The sequence below is a fragment of the Neobacillus driksii genome, assembly GCF_013409995.1.
Taxonomy (GTDB): domain Bacteria; phylum Bacillota; class Bacilli; order Bacillales; family Cytobacillaceae; genus Neobacillus; species Neobacillus driksii.
Genome location: NZ_JACCBX010000010.1, coordinates 90,055 through 105,648 on the forward strand (window position 1 = coordinate 90,055; position 15,594 = coordinate 105,648).

At 38.3% G+C, this 15,594-nt stretch carries 14 protein-coding genes; 11 read left to right on the top strand and 3 right to left on the bottom strand.

Going from position 1 to position 15,594, the window contains the following annotated elements:
- Positions 1-146: 146 nt before the first annotated feature.
- Both F4694_RS21605 and F4694_RS21610 read left to right on the top strand, forming a co-directional pair.
- Entirely contained in the window at positions 147-1,496 is a 1,350-nt protein-coding gene (locus F4694_RS21605; protein ID WP_179601772.1) for an aromatic ring-hydroxylating oxygenase subunit alpha, read from the top strand.
- Positions 1,493-2,017, top strand: a complete 525-nt coding sequence (locus tag F4694_RS21610) for an aromatic-ring-hydroxylating dioxygenase subunit beta (protein ID WP_179601774.1) — start codon at positions 1,493-1,495, stop codon at positions 2,015-2,017. The genes F4694_RS21605 and F4694_RS21610 overlap by 4 nt, the downstream gene beginning before the upstream one ends.
- A gap of 614 nt (positions 2,018-2,631) precedes the next feature.
- Here F4694_RS21610 and rpsD read toward each other — a convergent pair.
- Positions 2,632-3,234, bottom strand: a complete 603-nt coding sequence (gene rpsD / locus F4694_RS21615; protein WP_179601776.1) for a 30S ribosomal protein S4 — start codon at positions 3,232-3,234, stop codon at positions 2,632-2,634.
- Positions 3,235-3,541: 307 nt separating this feature from the next.
- Here rpsD and megL point away from each other — a divergent pair, with 307 nt between their 5' ends.
- A complete protein-coding gene (gene megL / locus F4694_RS21620; protein WP_179601778.1) occupies positions 3,542-4,729 on the top strand; it encodes a methionine gamma-lyase in 1,188 nt (395 codons plus the stop codon).
- Between the two features lie 25 nt (positions 4,730-4,754).
- Here the strand turns inward: megL and F4694_RS21625 are convergent, their stop codons facing one another.
- A complete protein-coding gene (locus tag F4694_RS21625) occupies positions 4,755-5,237 on the bottom strand; it encodes a GAF domain-containing protein (protein WP_179601780.1) in 483 nt (160 codons plus the stop codon).
- A 154-nt stretch (positions 5,238-5,391) separates the two neighbouring features.
- Here F4694_RS21625 and refZ point away from each other — a divergent pair, with 154 nt between their 5' ends.
- The 6 genes from refZ (at position 5,392) to mbcS (ending at position 12,692) form a co-directional block, all read left to right on the top strand.
- Positions 5,392-6,021 (top strand): forespore capture DNA-binding protein RefZ, encoded by a 630-nt coding sequence (gene refZ, locus F4694_RS21630; RefSeq protein ID WP_179601781.1) that lies wholly within the window; start codon positions 5,392-5,394, stop codon positions 6,019-6,021.
- Positions 6,022-6,317: 296 nt separating this feature from the next.
- On the top strand, positions 6,318-8,006 hold the full coding sequence (ezrA, locus tag F4694_RS21635) for a septation ring formation regulator EzrA (protein WP_179601783.1): 1,689 nt from the start codon (positions 6,318-6,320) through the stop codon (positions 8,004-8,006).
- Positions 8,007-8,133: 127 nt separating this feature from the next.
- Positions 8,134-9,288, top strand: a complete 1,155-nt coding sequence (locus tag F4694_RS21640) for a cysteine desulfurase family protein (RefSeq protein WP_179601785.1) — start codon at positions 8,134-8,136, stop codon at positions 9,286-9,288.
- Positions 9,278-10,486 (top strand): tRNA uracil 4-sulfurtransferase ThiI, encoded by a 1,209-nt coding sequence (gene thiI, locus F4694_RS21645; RefSeq protein WP_179601787.1) that lies wholly within the window; start codon positions 9,278-9,280, stop codon positions 10,484-10,486. The genes F4694_RS21640 and thiI overlap by 11 nt, the downstream gene beginning before the upstream one ends.
- 272 nt (positions 10,487-10,758) lie before the next feature.
- Entirely contained in the window at positions 10,759-10,962 is a 204-nt protein-coding gene (locus F4694_RS21650; RefSeq protein ID WP_179601789.1) for an alpha/beta-type small acid-soluble spore protein, read from the top strand.
- Between the two features lie 146 nt (positions 10,963-11,108).
- Complete coding sequence (mbcS, locus tag F4694_RS21655) at positions 11,109-12,692, top strand: acyl-CoA synthetase MbcS (RefSeq protein WP_179601791.1); 1,584 nt, start codon at positions 11,109-11,111, stop codon at positions 12,690-12,692.
- Between the two features lie 352 nt (positions 12,693-13,044).
- Here mbcS and F4694_RS21660 read toward each other — a convergent pair whose 3' ends face one another.
- Positions 13,045-13,863 carry an NAD kinase gene (locus F4694_RS21660; RefSeq protein ID WP_179601793.1) on the bottom strand — a complete coding sequence of 273 codons (819 nt, stop codon included), beginning with the start codon at positions 13,861-13,863 and terminating at the stop codon, positions 13,045-13,047.
- A 160-nt stretch (positions 13,864-14,023) separates the two neighbouring features.
- Between F4694_RS21660 and sppA the strand changes: the two genes are divergently transcribed.
- Together sppA and F4694_RS21670 are read left to right on the top strand one after the other, a co-directional pair.
- Positions 14,024-15,034, top strand: coding sequence for a signal peptide peptidase SppA (sppA, locus tag F4694_RS21665; RefSeq protein WP_179601795.1), 1,011 nt, complete (start codon positions 14,024-14,026; stop codon positions 15,032-15,034).
- Positions 15,035-15,082: 48 nt separating this feature from the next.
- The gene (locus F4694_RS21670) at positions 15,083-15,526 is read left to right on the top strand and encodes an RDD family protein (protein WP_257029347.1); all 444 of its coding nucleotides are present in this window, start codon (positions 15,083-15,085) and stop codon (positions 15,524-15,526) included.
- Positions 15,527-15,594: the final 68 nt, after the last annotated feature.

Consider the following 15,594-nt stretch of genomic DNA (forward strand, 5'->3'; position numbering starts at 1 on the left):
CAAACTGCGTATTTTTTATACATAGGCTGTGTTAATGATTATTGTTGATTTTGTCCAATGTTGATTGGAGCGGAAAGCGAAACGCCTGGAGCGCAAATCAACAAGCAAGTTTAACACAGCCTATACATAAAAAGGAGGACGATTACATGATCAAGAAAACATTGAATGAAAAGGCTTTTCATTTGTTAAAAGAAAAGATGGAACAAGGTCTATTGCCTCAATGGGTCATTACCGATCCAGATATTTATGATTTGGAAATTGAAAAGATTTATGGACATACATGGCAATTCCTCGGCCATGAAACAGAAATTAAGGAGCCTGGCAGCTATGTAACACGCTGGATGGTGAATGATCCTGTTCTTCTTGTCAGGACACGTCAAGGGGAGGTCAAAGCATTTCTAAATTCCTGTACCCACCGCGGGACACAGCTGTGCACGGCTGACCGCGGGAATAAAAAAACCTTTACGTGCCCGTACCATGGATGGAGCTACAATCTTGAAGGTGAACTAGTCGGTATCGTTGCAGGAAATAAGGTTTATGGAGAGGAAATGGACAAGTCAGAGTGGGGGCTTCGTCCGATTCCGCAAGTGGCAAGCTATCAGGGAATGATCTTTGGGAATCTGGACCCGAACGCTGAATCTTTAGAAGATTATCTTGGCGAGATGAAATGGTATTTTGATATTCTACTAGGCAGAAGCGGCGGCATGGAGGTAAGGGGACTGCCGCAGCGATGGGTCGCAAAAGCCAATTGGAAAGCGACAGCCGAAAACTTTGCTGCGGACCCGTATCATGTACAGACGACTCACCGTTCCACGGTTGAAATGGGAATCAGCCCTGAAGATCCTCTTTATGCAGGATATGGGCATCAAGTTGTCATGAAAAATGCCCATGGAATCAATGTCATTACCTCAAAAACGGGAAAAGCAAGAGTTCCTTTCCAAGGTACTCCCGAGTCAATGTGGCCCTTGTTTGAAAAACATTTGACTCCTGAGCAGCTCGACATACAGTCAAAGGTGACGGTTTTTGTAGGCGGTGTTTATCCTAATCTTTCATTTGTCAGCCCGATTCACGGAACAGAAGGGCATTTACATAATTACTTAAACTTCCGAATGTGGAGGCCGATTGCACCTGACCGGGTGGAGGTTTGGTGCTGGTTTTTAATCGATAAAGCTGCTCCAGAAGAATATAAGGAAGACTCCTATCGTGGTTATCTTGGTTCGTTTGGTCCGAGCGGAACGTTGGAACAGGATGATACAGAAACATGGGCACGGATTGTGGAAGTAAGTAAAGGGTTGATGATGCGGGATAAAGAACTGAATTATAACAGTGTCAGCAACTATTTGATGGGATATTCCCATGTGAAACCAGATGAGAATTTCCCTGGACCGGGAACAGCGTATCCAACCACCTATATTGATGCCTTATCACGAAAAATGCATGAGCATTGGCTTGAACTAATATCAAAAGACATGTTTGAGAAGGAGGTAAGCCGATGAGCTTGAACGTCCAAAACAAAGTAACAGCTGATATTCATTTGGAAATAACCAACATTCTTAACATGGAAGCTTATTATTTGGATAACCGAAAATATAAAGAGTGGCTTGAGCTTTTAGCAGATACCATTACCTACAGAATGCCGCTGCGTGAAACCGTGGAAGGTGTTGGTGTTTCCAATATTGCCGAGGATTCTTCCTTTTTCGAGGAAACGAAGACTTCGTTGAGAACAAGGGTCAATCGATTATATACGAAATCCGCCTGGGTCGAAAACCCATCAACTAGACAGCGTCATTTTATTACCAACATTTATGTTGAAGCGACTGCTGATCCGGATGAATACAAAGTACGGAGTTATTTCCTTTTCATGCGCAGCAGAGCATCTACTTCAGATATTGAGCAAATGTTTGGAGAACGCCATGACATCATTAGAAAAATCGATAATGAATGGAAAATTTGTTCGCGAACCATCTATCCTGATCAATCCGTTATTACCACGATGAACATGAGTATGTTTTTATAAAAATGCTTTGTTCATTTTTAATTGTCACTAGGACGGGGGTATGCGTATTTGAAGCTTTAAAATTAAATCCCTTATTGTAATCTAGATTATCTTGACATTTCCTTATTGCGGGTGGTGACAGTTTCGCTGGTACTACCTCAATATATAAGCTAGAGTTTAAGAAGATATGCTGTTTAGAGCGCATTTTTTCACTATCTAATGGGGGACACTTTGGGGACAAATTTGGGCAAACTGTTCCCAATATCAAAGACTGAATCATAAAGAGACTTAATAAAAACCTTGTTATATCAATACTTTCATAATTAAACTGTTATAATCATAAAGTATATCTATCATTGACAGAGTGAGCTCACATAAAGCCCTGATATTAACCAGGGCTTTTCTTTTTATTTTGAATATGGTACATGTTATTTGGATTTTAAAGAAGCTGAATACGTCTGTCCACTGAATTAATTTTGTTGGAAATCCTCCCCAAACAGCCCCCAAAACCTCCCCCAAATAGTTAGGGGAGAATACATGATTATACAAAGTAGAAATAAAAGAAAAAACCCTAGAAGCGTTGATATAACGCGGTTTCTAGGGTTTTTGTGAATGCTCTTTACAGAGCATTTCAATTAACGTGAGTAGAACTCGACGATAAGAGTTTCGTTAATTTCAGCTGGTAATTCAGAACGCTCTGGTAAGCGAGTGAATGTACCTTCAAGCTTGTCTGCATCAAATGTTAAGTAGTCAGGTACGAAGTTATTAACTTCAACTGCTTCTTTAACAGCAACAAGATTACGTGATTTTTCACGAAGAGAGATAGTTTGACCAGCAGCTAAACGGTATGATGGGATATCTACACGTGATCCATCAACTAAGATGTGGCCGTGGTTTACTAATTGACGAGCTGCACGACGAGTACGAGCTAAACCTAAACGGTAAACTACGTTGTCAAGACGTGATTCAAGTAGGATCATGAAGTTTTCACCGTGAACCCCACCTAATTTACCAGCTTTATCAAATAGGTTACGGAATTGGCGCTCAGTTACTCCGTACATGTGACGAAGTTTTTGCTTTTCTTGCAATTGCAATCCGTATTCAGAAAGCTTCTTACGTTGGTTTGGACCATGTTGTCCAGGAGCGTAAGGACGCTTTTCTAATTCTTTACCTGTGCCGCTTAGAGAGATTCCAAGACGACGAGAAATTTTCCAGCTTGAGCCAGTATAACGAGCCATGAATGACTCCTCCTTAGTGTTTTTATTTTTTGGTAAAATAAAAACCGTTATGAAACATCAATGATAGCCATTTTGTTTTCATGCACCTTCGCCCTAGCAGCAGAGGGTTACAAGATACACCATCAAATGAGTTCAATGACTCATGAGGAACAAAATGAATCCATTCACGTGTTCACATAGGCTGCAGTTATTTTACACAAAGGATATTATATAATTTTATTCATCAATATGTCAAGTTAATTTCAGGAAATGAATAGTATATAGAAATGAAGAGGAATGACAGCGTTTTCAATTAGGAGGAGTCACATTGGGTAATGAAAATTTTCGCTTTGAAACGGAAGCTGTTCACTCTGGGTATAGTTCCGACGAACACCAAGGAAGTTTAGTTCCTCCCTTGTACCAAACTTCCACCTTCACCTTTTCAAGTGCAGAACAAGGGGAAAGAAGATTTGCAGGACAAGAGGAGGGATTTATATACTCCCGTCTGGGAAATCCCACAGTAAAAATTCTTGAAGACCGAATGGCAAAGCTGGAACAGGGTGAAGCCGCTTTGGCATTCTCATCAGGGATGGCAGCGGTTTCTGCAGTGTTAACCGCATTAACTAAAACAGGTGACCATATCCTGTGTTCACAGGGTGTATATGGTTGTACGTTTGGATTATTGCAATTGTTAAAAGAAAAATATAACGTTACCCATGATTTTTCGTTAATGGCATCAAAAGAAATGCTCGAAGAAGAGATTCTCCCAAATACTGCCTGTATTTATATAGAAACCCCGATTAATCCTACCATGAAACTAGTTGAAATAGAATTAGTTTCAAAGCTCGCCAAACAACATGGTATTCCTGTTGTAGTGGATAATACATTTTGCTCCCCGTATTTGCAAACACCTATTAGCCTAGGTTGTGATATTGTTATTCATAGTGCAACAAAATATATTTGTGGTCACGGTGATGTGATTGCAGGAATTGTTGTTGGCAGCCGTGATTTCATCAAACAGGTGTCTAGAACCACACAAAAAGATATTGGCGACACCATCTCACCGTTTGATGCCTGGCTATTATTAAGGGGGTTAAAAACGCTCCCTGTCAGGATGGACCGTCATTGTGACAATGCCAATCTGCTTGTTGAATTTTTACGGAATCATCCAAAAGTAGAAAGGCTCTATTTTCCTGGCAATAGTGATTTTATAGAAGACAATAAGATTATGCATAAACAAATGAAAAAACCAGGCGGAGTAATTTCGTTTTCAGTAAAAGGAACAAAAGAAACAGCACAATATTTTATGAATCAATTACAATTGGTGAAAATTGCTGTTAGTTTAGGGGATGCAGAAACGTTAATCCAGCACCCTGCAACCATGACACATGCTGTCATTCCAGAAGAAGAACGAAGCAAAATGGGTATTGATGATACATTACTCCGCCTGTCAGTCGGTCTTGAAGCATGGGAGGATATACAAGAAGACTTAGAACAAGCACTTGAAAAAATATAAAAAACTCGCCGCGCGGCGAGTTTTTTTACAAATGATTAACGAGAATGGCAGTAAATTCTTCCAATTGCTCTTGGTCCAGCTTATCAAAGCGACTTTTCTCAGGTGAGTCAATGTCTAAGACACCGAGTAATTTACCATCTTTGATTAGCGGTATAACAATTTCGGAATTTGAAGCTGCATCACAGGCAATGTGTCCAGGAAATTGATGAACGTCTTCTACTCGGACGGTTTCCATTTTCTTTGCAGCTGTTCCACATACACCTTTTCCTAGCGGGATACGAACACATGCCGGAAGTCCTTGGAAAGGTCCCAATACTAATTCGTTGTTCTCATCCATTAAATAGAAACCAACCCAGTTTATACGATCAAGAAACTGATTTAATAAAGCTGACGTATTGCTAAGATTAGCGATTTGATTAGTCTCGCCATGGAGAAGAGCCTGTAATTGTTTTTTTACCAATTCATAATTTTCTTGTCGGCTCCCTTTGTACATTTCGACATTAAACATGTTTTTTCACCCATCCATCATTAAATTTCTTATATATTTTATCAAATTGACAAGAAAAAGAGCATACTTTGTCGATAATTTCATGAAGGAATCAACCGTCCAAGCAAGAATTGTTATAGAAAGATAAAAAAACTCGTGTATACGGAGGTGTACGATGAAAAAGGACTCTAAAGAAGAAATAGTGAAAGCAGCGATAACGCTTTTTAATTCAAATGGATATGCTGGAACATCGATACGAGATATTGCAACCTTGGCAAAAGTAAACTCTGCAACCATCGCTTACCATTTTGAGAATAAGCTTGGTTTATTAGAATATTGCTTTACTTACTTTTTTGAGCAATATCTTAGTATTATTGAAGAAAAATTTTCTTTAATGGATACAGGTGTTAAGGATTGTTTAAAACGAATTACAGCTGACTTGCTTCACTATCAATGTGAAAATATTGAGCTTACAAGCTTCGTATACCGAGAGATGTCAATGGATTCTCAGGTGGTCAGAGAAATTATGTCTACCTATGCATTAAAGGAGAAATATTATTTTCAAAAGATCTTTGAAAAAGGGTTTGAACGAAAGGAATTCCGTCCACATTCTATTGCATATTTAATTATTCAATACAAAGGCTTACTTATGATGCCGTTTATTAATGCACATTATTTACGAGAGGTATTATATATTTTTCCAAATGAAAGATTCTTTGAACAGAAGTATCTAAAGGAAATTAATAGTTGGATTGAAAACACGCTGGGAACTAAGATAATAGAAAAGAAAGAGGCTATCCTGTAATTGAACCAACGATTTAACTATTAAATTTAAATGGTAAGCACTAGCTGAAACCTAATTTCCTTCAGCAAGTGCTTTTTAATTTGCATTTTAACGAAATATTATCTTTTCACAAGGTTTTTGCCATAAAATAGTAAATTAAAATTTCTTTTACAAAAAAATTGAAAATACTAGTCAAAAAATGTCGTTTACATGGTATCATAGATGCATTGAACTTTACCGTAGTTAATGGTTTTTAATAGATTAGGATATAGTACTTAGAAGATTTAAATGAAGTGTTTGAAACAGGGGGCTTGAACGTGACATATTTTATTGGATTTATTATCCTGCTACTAGCCTTATTCGTATTGGGGTATTTTATAAAGAAAAAGTATTTTAAAGAAATGGATAGGTTAGAAGCCTGGAAAATTGATTTGTTTAACCGGCCGATTTTGGATGAAATGTCAAAGGTAAAACAATTAAATATGACCGGACAAACCGAGGAGTTATTCGAGGGCTGGCGAAATCAGTGGGACGATATCATAACGGTTAAATTGCCAGATTTGGAAGAGATGTTATTTGACGCTGAAGAATTTATCGATAAATACCGCTTTGCCAAAGCCAAAGCTGTTCAACAAGAAATTAACGATAAATTACAGTCAACTGAAAATGAGATTAATAAAATAGTTGAAGAACTACATGAACTTGTTGGAAGTGAAGAAAAGAACAGGACTGAAATTGAGCAGTTAAAAGAATTGTACCGGGAAACGAAGAAAACGCTGCTTGCTCATCGACATAGTTTTGGAAAGTCCGAAAAATACTTAGAAGCTCAACTGGATGACGTTACGAAAAAGTTCCATGAATTTGACGAGAAGACTGATCATGGTAACTATCTTGAGGCACGCGAGCTTGTATTAGGTATTCTCGATCAATTAATGAAGGTTAAAAACAATATGAATACCATTCCTCAGCTGTTAATAGAGTGTCAATCACTTATTCCAGCTCAATTGTCAGATATTCTCGAAGGATATCGTGAAATGACCGAGAAGGGGTATTACTTAAGCCATATTCAATTAGAAAATGAAATTGAAAGTCTTCAAGAAAAATTGGCTGCGTATTTAGCACTGATTGAAGAGACGAAAATCGAAGAGGCGCTAGAAGGAATAGGTGAAGTTAAAGAGCGAATTGATATTCTGTTTGATTTATTGGAAAAAGAAGTGAATGCCAAACATTTTATCCTTCAAAATGAAAAAGGGATGAGTGGACTTTTATCCTCGGTCCTTGAGGAACATGATCATCTTTCTAATGAGGTAAAGCATGTGCAAGAAAGCTATCACTTGACGGAAAGTGACTTTGAAATCCAACGCCACTTAGAAAAACAGCTTGCTACTGTTACAAAGCACTATGAAATTTTGATGGAAAAAATGAATATCAATGAAACGGCTTTAACGATTCTTTGTGAAGAACTAAAAGAAATAAAAATGCATATAGAAATGATTCAGGAAGAGCAGGAAAATTTCGCTCTTAAGTTACAAGCCCTAAGAAAAGATGAGTTTGAAGCGCGTGAAACACTAAGGGAATTAACCAAAAAAGTGGGCGAAACCATTCGTTTAATATCAAAAAGTAATATTCCGGGATTACCAGAAGACTACAAATATTTATTGGAAGATACAAATGAAAGCATACAAAACGTAAAGCTTCAGCTTCAAGAAAAGCCGCTTAACGTATCAGCTCTAAATCAATATTTAGAGATTGCAGTCTTAACCGTCGAAAAATTATCAACTACAACAGTTGAACTGATTGAAAATGTTTTGCTTGCTGAAAAGGCGATTCAATACGGAAACCGATACAGAAGTCTGTATCCTTCTGTTGCCAAGGGACTTAGTGATGCAGAAAATGCATTTAGACATTTTGAGTATCAGGAAGCTTTAGAGCAAGCTGCTGCTTCTCTTGAATCTATTGACCCAGGAGTCTTGAAGAAAATCAAGGCAACAGTTGTAAAGCAATAAGTACTAACCTTAAACCGATTCTGCTAAAAAATGGCAAATCGGTTTTTGTTTGTCTATATCACAAAACTTTTTCAATTGATTAAGTTTGTGGTAAGATTTAGTCCTGCAAAGGTGAGGTGTTAAAAAGATGATTTATTTTGATAATAGTGCAACGACAAGACCATATAATGAGGTTTTAGACTCATTTGTGAAGGTCTCAAGTGAATTTTTTGGCAATCCTTCATCCCTGCATGGACTAGGACTGCAAGCTGAAAAACTTCTCACACAGGCACGGACACAAGTGGCTAACCTCTTATCTGTAAAACCAACAGAGATTTATTTTACTTCTGGGGGTACCGAAAGTAATAATTTGGCCATTAAAGGGACAGCAATGATGCATAAGAACAAAGGGAAACACTTAATTTTATCCAGTGTTGAACATCCTTCTGTCCGTGGAGCAATGGAACAGTTACAAAAGTTAGGTTTTGACATTACCTATTTGCCGGTTGATCAATATGGAAGAGTAATGGTAGAGGATGTCAAAGCTTCTATAAGAAAAGATACAATACTTGTTTCAGTTATGCATGTAAATAATGAGGTAGGAACAATTCAGCCAATTGCAGAAATTGGCAAGCTCTTGAGGCAATATCCAACCATTCTCTTTCATGTAGACGCTGTACAAGCTGTCGGAAAGGTTCATTTAAACTTAACGGAAGATGGAGTGGATTTATGCTCATTTTCGGCGCATAAGTTTCATGGATTAAAGGGGACTGGTGCGCTCTTTATAAGAGAAGGTACTAGATTGGGTCCACTGCTCTCAGGCGGAAATCAAGAATGGAAAGTCAGAAGTGGAACGGAAAATGTGGCAGGAGCTGTCGCAATGGCTAAGGCTCTAAGAATGACGATGGTGAAAGGCGAATTAGGAATTGAAAAAATGAAACGGGTGAAATCCCTTTTGCGAGAAGGGTTAGCCAGGATAGATGACCTTACCATCAATACGCCTTTGGAAAATACTGCCCCACATATTCTCAATTTTTCTATCAAGGGAGTAAAAGCAGAGGTTTTAATCCACACTCTAGAGCAAACAGGAATCTATCTGTCGACAACAAGTGCCTGTTCTTCTAAGAAACAATTACCAAGTCAGACACTTTTAGCAATGGGTGTACCTGATGATTTGGCTGACAGTGCATTTAGAATAAGCTTGTCCTACGATAATACGGAGGATGAGGCACGAATGGTAATTAAGGCAATCGAAAAAGGCGCAAAACAACTAAGAAAGGTTATGAAATTACATGAATTATGATCGAATATTGATTCGCTATGGTGAAATCTCTACCAAAGGCAGAAATAGAAAGAAATTTGTAGACAAGTTAAGAAAGAGTGTTCGAATTGCATTGGCTTCCTTTCCGAAGATAAAAATCCGGGCTGAGCGTGACAGGATGTACGTGCTCGTAAATGGTGAAAACGTTGATGAAATCATCAAGTCATTGAAAAATATTTTTGGTATCCAATCCCTTAGTCCAGCGATAAGGGTTGAAAAAGATCTTGACCAGATGAAGGAGGCTGCTCTTTCTTTAGTAAAAAGCCTGTACAAAGAAGGACAAACCTTTAAAATCTCTCCCAAACGTTCTGATAAAACATTTGAATTAGATACAAGTGGCATCAATCATACATTTGGCGGGTATATTCTTGAAAATATTCCAGGCATTAAGGTAGATGTGAAAAATCCTGATATTAACTTGAAAATTGAGGTTCTTAGCGAGGCTATCTACATGTCTTGTGAGAACATCCTAGGAGCTGGGGGACTGCCGGTTGGCTCAAGTGGTAAGGCGATGTTGATGCTGTCTGGAGGAATCGATAGTCCGGTGGCCGGGTATTTGACAATGAAACGCGGAGTGGAAATTGAGGCTGTACATTTTTTCAGTCCACCGTATACAAGTGAAAGATCAAAGGAAAAAGTAATTGACCTGGCAAAGAAACTAGCTGAAATATTTGGTTCGATGAAACTTCATATCGTTCCGTTTACGGCTATTCAACAATCGATAAAAGAACAAATTCCTGAAAATTACTCTATGACAACGACAAGAAGATTTATGCTTCGAATAACGGATGAGATTAGAAGAAAACAGGAAGGTCTTGCGATTATTACGGGAGATAATCTTGGTCAGGTGGCAAGTCAAACATTAGAGAGTATGTATGCGATTAATGATGTTACCAATACTCCAATTCTGAGGCCTTTGCTCACTATGGATAAAAATGATATTATAAAAATCGCCAAAGATATTGATACCTATGATATCTCAATAAGACCTTTCGAGGACTGCTGCACTATATTCGTTCCATCATCACCAAAAACAAAACCAAAAAAAGAAAAAGTACAGCACTACGAAAGCTTCTTCGACTACGAACCACTAATCCAAGAAGCAGTAGAAAACACAGAAATGCTCACAATCAGACCAGACAGCAAAGAACAACCTTCTGAATTTGATGATTTATTTTAAGGCTGTATAATCATACTTGTTGATTGGTGTGGAAGGCACGAAGACTCCTGCAGGAGTACGGAGCAGGTGAGACCCCACAGGCGCTTTAGCGCCGAGGAGGCTCACCGCAACGCCTGCGGAAAGCGAAGTGCCTGAAGCGGAAATCATTAGCAGACTACGTACACAGCCTTTAACATGAAATTTGTGAAATATTTGTGAACAATTACCAATTCTAAAAAAGTATATAGCCATGTGATTCTACACATTCTATACTCACAAGGAGGTGATATCACATGGCTAATAACAACAACTCAAATCAATTACTTGTACCTGGTGTAGAGCAAGCTCTTCAACAAATGAAATATGAAATTGCTCAAGAATTTGGTGTAAACCTTGGTGCAGACACTACTTCACGTGCTAACGGATCTGTTGGTGGTGAAATCACTAAGCGTTTAGTATCAATGGCTGAGTCTCAATTAAGCGGATTTTCACGATAACAAATGAATACGATGGCTACAGAGAGTGGGATTTTTCCCACTCTCTTTTTCTTTACTTTTTTTCAGTATAATAATTTTAAATTTTTGAATAATTTAGTATAATAAGTCTTGTGATGATGTATATATCTGGAATGAGGGGGAGAAACATGAACCGCGAAGAATTAATTGCACCAGAAAAGTATAATCTTGTATCGGAAGTAGAACGATTTGCAAAAGATCCCAACAGATTAGCATTAAAATGGGAAAATGAAGCAGGGGAAACAAAACAGGTTACATATGAAGAATTAATAAAAAAAGTTAATCAAGCGGGAAATGTTTTCATACAAAATGGTTTAAAAAAAGGCGATGTAGTCTTAGTAATAATACCAAGACTTATTGAAGCTTATGTTGTATATTTAGCTGCATTAAAAGCCGGTCTAGTTGTTATTCCAAGTTCAGAAATGCTGCGAGAGAAGGATCTTCAATATAGAATTTCACATGGTGATGTTAAAGCTATAATCAGCTATTTTCCTTATGTGGATCAATTTGAAAATATTACTAGTCCACAACCACTGTTAAAGTTTTCAGTCGGCGAAAAGCAAGAAGGCTGGATTTTTTTAGAAGAAGAAATGAAGGCGGCATCGCAGGAATTTGAATTTGCTGAAACCCTTCGCGATGATATGGCTTTTTTATCCTATACCTCAGGAACAACCGGTAATCCGAAAGGTGTTGTACATACACATGGATGGGCATTTGCTCATTTAAAAACTGCAGCACCAAAGTGGCTTTGTATAGAAGACGGTGATACAGTATGGGCAACTGCGGCTCCTGGCTGGCAAAAGTGGATCTGGAGTCCATTTTTATCTGTACTTGGTTCAGGCGGAACGGGATTAGTATATAATGGTAAGTTTGAACCACAAAAATACTTGAGCCTCTTAGAAAAATATTCTGTAAATGTTCTATGTTGTACACCCACCGAATATCGGTTAATGGCGAAGGTAGAAAACCTTGATGATTTTAAATTACCTAGCCTTCATAGTGCTGTTTCCGCCGGGGAGCCGCTTAATCGAGAGGTTATCGATACTTTCAAAAGACATTTTAATGTTGATGTCCGTGACGGCTATGGACAAACTGAAAATACCTTGTTGGTTGGCGTAACAAAAGGAATGGAGTTGAAATCTGGTTCAATGGGCAAACCAACTCCGGGCAATCGAGTGGAAATTATAAATGAGGAAGGCCAAGTCTGTCCTGTCGGTGAAGTTGGGGATATTGCCGTACATGTTGAAACGCCGGCATTGTTTAAAAATTATTATAAGGACCCGGAAAGAACCGCTATGCAATTCCGTGGTGATTACTATATTACCGGGGATAAAGCAAAAAGGGATGAAGATGGATACTTTTGGTTTGAAGGCCGCAGTGATGATATCATTATCAGCTCAGGCTATACAATTGGACCTTTTGAAGTAGAGGATGCACTGGTAAAACATCCATTTGTTAAAGAATGTGCGGTAGTGGCAAGCCCTGATGAAATTCGCGGTTTTATTGTAAAGGCTTTTGTTGTCTTAAAAGACGATGTCGATGCAAATGACCCAGAATTAACAAAGACACTTCAAGAGCATGTTAAAACACTTACAGCTCCATATAAATATCCAAGGAAAATCGAATATTTATCTGAACTGCCAAAAACCACTTCAGGGAAAATTCGACGAATTGAACTCCGCCAGCAAGAACTGCAATCTATCAAACAATAGTGCTGAAAAAAGGCTGTCCATTTTAGACAGCCTTTTTGTTATTAGCTGTGTTAAAGCAAAATTTAATAGTTGCACCCTGTTGATTTGCGCGGAAGGCACGAAGACTCCTCGAAAATGCTATCGCATTTTCTTCGTGCGTGGGCAAATTCGAGGAAGAAATTCAATGTCCTGCAGGAGTACGGAGCAGGTGAGACCCCGCAGGCGCATGCGCCGAGGAGGCTCACCGCAACGCCTGCGGAAAGCGAAGTACCTCGGGAACAGGCAAAGACCGCCTGTCCCTGCGATGCTAATTCCAAGAAGCATTCCTTAGTGGAGCGCAAATCAACAGGCCACTTTTAACACAGCTTAGCTATTATAGAAAAGTTCTTTTAACCTTTTCCCAAAAGGAATTATCTTTTAGCTTTAGAGTTTTAATTTTCTTATCACTGAGTCTAATTTGAATTTTATCCACATGACGAATGCTTAATGCCTCATTGTCTAAGCCCATTGTAGGGTGCTCATTGCCTTCCGAAATAATTTTAAGAGTTAGAGAGCGTTTGCCGCCTATCACAAAGGGAGCTCCTAATGTACGATACTTATTGTTATTAATGGAAGCAACCTCGCTGACCTGCATGCAGGGGATTAAGGGGTCAACGACCGCACCATTAACAGATTTATTGTAAGCCGTACTTCCTGTTGGTGTAGCAACAATCAATCCATCTCCACGGAAGGTTTCAAAATGTAATTCATCAATAAAAACATCTAATTCTAGCGTTCTAATGATGGAAGAGCGAATACTAAACTCATTGAGGCATGGAAATATCCCTTGTCCATCGACCATGACTTCAATAATCGGATAACGCCGTACCTTTAAATCTTCATTCGTAACAGCCTCAACCTTAGAAACGGCTTCAACCATTTTAGAGGAATCATTAATTTTGAAATCACAATACATACTTAAACTATCCTTTGTTGTGATCCCACAATAAAGGACATCATCACGAAAACCTGTTTTCCTTACTGCTTGAAGGAAAGTACCATCATCACCGATGCTCGCAATAATATTGGCATCACGGTGATCATTTACAATTGTTAAACCATATTGCTTTGCGGAATCATCTAAATTCCCTATCCTCTTCAGCATGTCTTTTTCTAAATGATGATAAAAGTAGATATTACGTCTATCTCCCATATTGCCCTCCAAATTTTAATTATTAATTTTGAGAAAAATTCCCATGGAACTTTTTATTTTTGTTAAACTTAGGAAGTCTGCTTTAATTTTAGCATTATTTTGAAACAATATTAAATTATGTAAGGGAAAATTCATAAGAATTAAAGGAGGAGTCTAACGCATGAATGGGAAACGATGGGCAGCCCTTGGTATTGCTGCGGCATTATTTTTTGTATCTGTCGGGATTAACTTTTTATCTGCCTTTGCTTTTAAAGGGGTAGAAACCGATTTAAGTGAGCTCTTAGCTACGACAGAGCTGCCTTTCACCGAGGAAGTTGTCCAGGAAGGAAATGAAATGAAAAAGATTGCCGTACTCGACGTTGATGGCGTTATACAAGATACAAACAGTGCTGAATCTTTTTTTCAATCCGCTGGATATAATCACCAAGGATTTATGAAAAAATTAGAGTACATAAAAGAAGATGATACCGTAAAGGGGATTATACTTAAGGTTAACTCTCCCGGTGGCGGTGTAGTGGAAAGTGCTGAAATTCATGATAAATTAGTTGAAATTCAAAAGGAAACAAAGAAGCCGCTCTATGTTTCAATGGGCTCGATGGCTGCTTCTGGAGGCTATTATATTTCAGCTGCAGCCAAAAAGATTTTTGCAAGTGAAGAAACGATGACAGGTTCTCTTGGAGTCATCATGCAAGGAATTAATTATGAAGGATTGGCTGAGAAGTATGGCGTAGATTTTGTGACGATCAAAAGCGGCCAATATAAAGACATCATGAGCCCAACTCGCCAAATGACAGAAGACGAACGGCAAATTCTCCAACGTATGATTGACAATTCCTACGAAGGGTTCGTGAAGGTGATTTCAGAGGGAAGGAAGATGACCACGGACCAAGTAAAACAGATTGCAGATGGAAGAATTTACGATGGAAGACAAGCCAAAGAGTTAAATTTGATAGATGGCTTTGGATATCTAGATGATGTAATACAACAAATGAAGAATGACGAAAAGCTTAAAGACGCTAAGGTTGTCCGTTACACGGAGGCATTAGGTTTCGGTTCTCTATTGAATTTAAAGGTTCAGAAATTAATCGGTACCGAAAATGATATGACCGGAATTATGGAAATATTATCAAGGCCTAATTCTCCACGTCTAATGTACTTATATGCAGAGTAGGGGGGTAACTAGATGGAAATTGAAAATCAAGAGGAATTTGCTAATTCAATGACAATTAAGGAACCCAATACTTCCTCCATTCGTTTTGCTGGTTTTTGGATGCGATTTTGGGCATACCTGCTCGATTTGATTGTTATAGGGAGCATAGAGAGATTAATCATTAATCCTCTATTTCGAATCTTGGAGATTCCATTAGTAGAATTTAATATGTTTGCTCCTATTTCAATCGCTTCAGCAATCATATTTTATTTATATTTTGTGTTAATGACAAAGTACTTTCATCAGACTCTTGGAAAAATGGTATTCGGATTAAGAGTGGTTGATTTGACAAGTGAAAAATTATCCTGGGGAACAATCCTTTTTCGTGAATGGATTGGTCGATTTATCTCGGCAACAATCGTTGTAGGCTATATTGTCGTTGCTTTTTTACCAAAGAAACAAGGTCTTCATGACCTATTTACAGACACTTCCGTTATCCATGTAGAACGATAATTTTTGACCCGCCAACGCTTGTTGGCGGGTTTATTTTTTTCTCTTAAGGTGATACTAATAGGCTGAAA

What these genes read in the sequence shown, in the direction of transcription:
- F4694_RS21605 (WP_179601772.1), top strand. Translation starts at nt 147, where the DNA reads ATGATCAAGAAAACATTGAATGAAAAGGCTTTTCATTTGTTAAAAGAA.
- F4694_RS21610 (WP_179601774.1), top strand. Translation starts at nt 1,493, where the DNA reads ATGAGCTTGAACGTCCAAAACAAAGTAACAGCTGATATTCATTTGGAA.
- rpsD (WP_179601776.1), bottom strand. Translation starts at nt 3,234, where the DNA reads ATGGCTCGTTATACTGGCTCAAGCTGGAAAATTTCTCGTCGTCTTGGA.
- F4694_RS21625 (WP_179601780.1), bottom strand. Translation starts at nt 5,237, where the DNA reads ATGTTTAATGTCGAAATGTACAAAGGGAGCCGACAAGAAAATTATGAA.
- refZ (WP_179601781.1), top strand. Translation starts at nt 5,392, where the DNA reads ATGAAAAAGGACTCTAAAGAAGAAATAGTGAAAGCAGCGATAACGCTT.
- F4694_RS21640 (WP_179601785.1), top strand. Translation starts at nt 8,134, where the DNA reads ATGATTTATTTTGATAATAGTGCAACGACAAGACCATATAATGAGGTT.
- thiI (WP_179601787.1), top strand. Translation starts at nt 9,278, where the DNA reads ATGAATTATGATCGAATATTGATTCGCTATGGTGAAATCTCTACCAAA.
- F4694_RS21650 (WP_179601789.1), top strand. Translation starts at nt 10,759, where the DNA reads ATGGCTAATAACAACAACTCAAATCAATTACTTGTACCTGGTGTAGAG.
- mbcS (WP_179601791.1), top strand. Translation starts at nt 11,109, where the DNA reads ATGAACCGCGAAGAATTAATTGCACCAGAAAAGTATAATCTTGTATCG.
- F4694_RS21660 (WP_179601793.1), bottom strand. Translation starts at nt 13,863, where the DNA reads ATGGGAGATAGACGTAATATCTACTTTTATCATCATTTAGAAAAAGAC.
- sppA (WP_179601795.1), top strand. Translation starts at nt 14,024, where the DNA reads ATGAATGGGAAACGATGGGCAGCCCTTGGTATTGCTGCGGCATTATTT.
- F4694_RS21670 (WP_257029347.1), top strand. Translation starts at nt 15,083, where the DNA reads ATGACAATTAAGGAACCCAATACTTCCTCCATTCGTTTTGCTGGTTTT.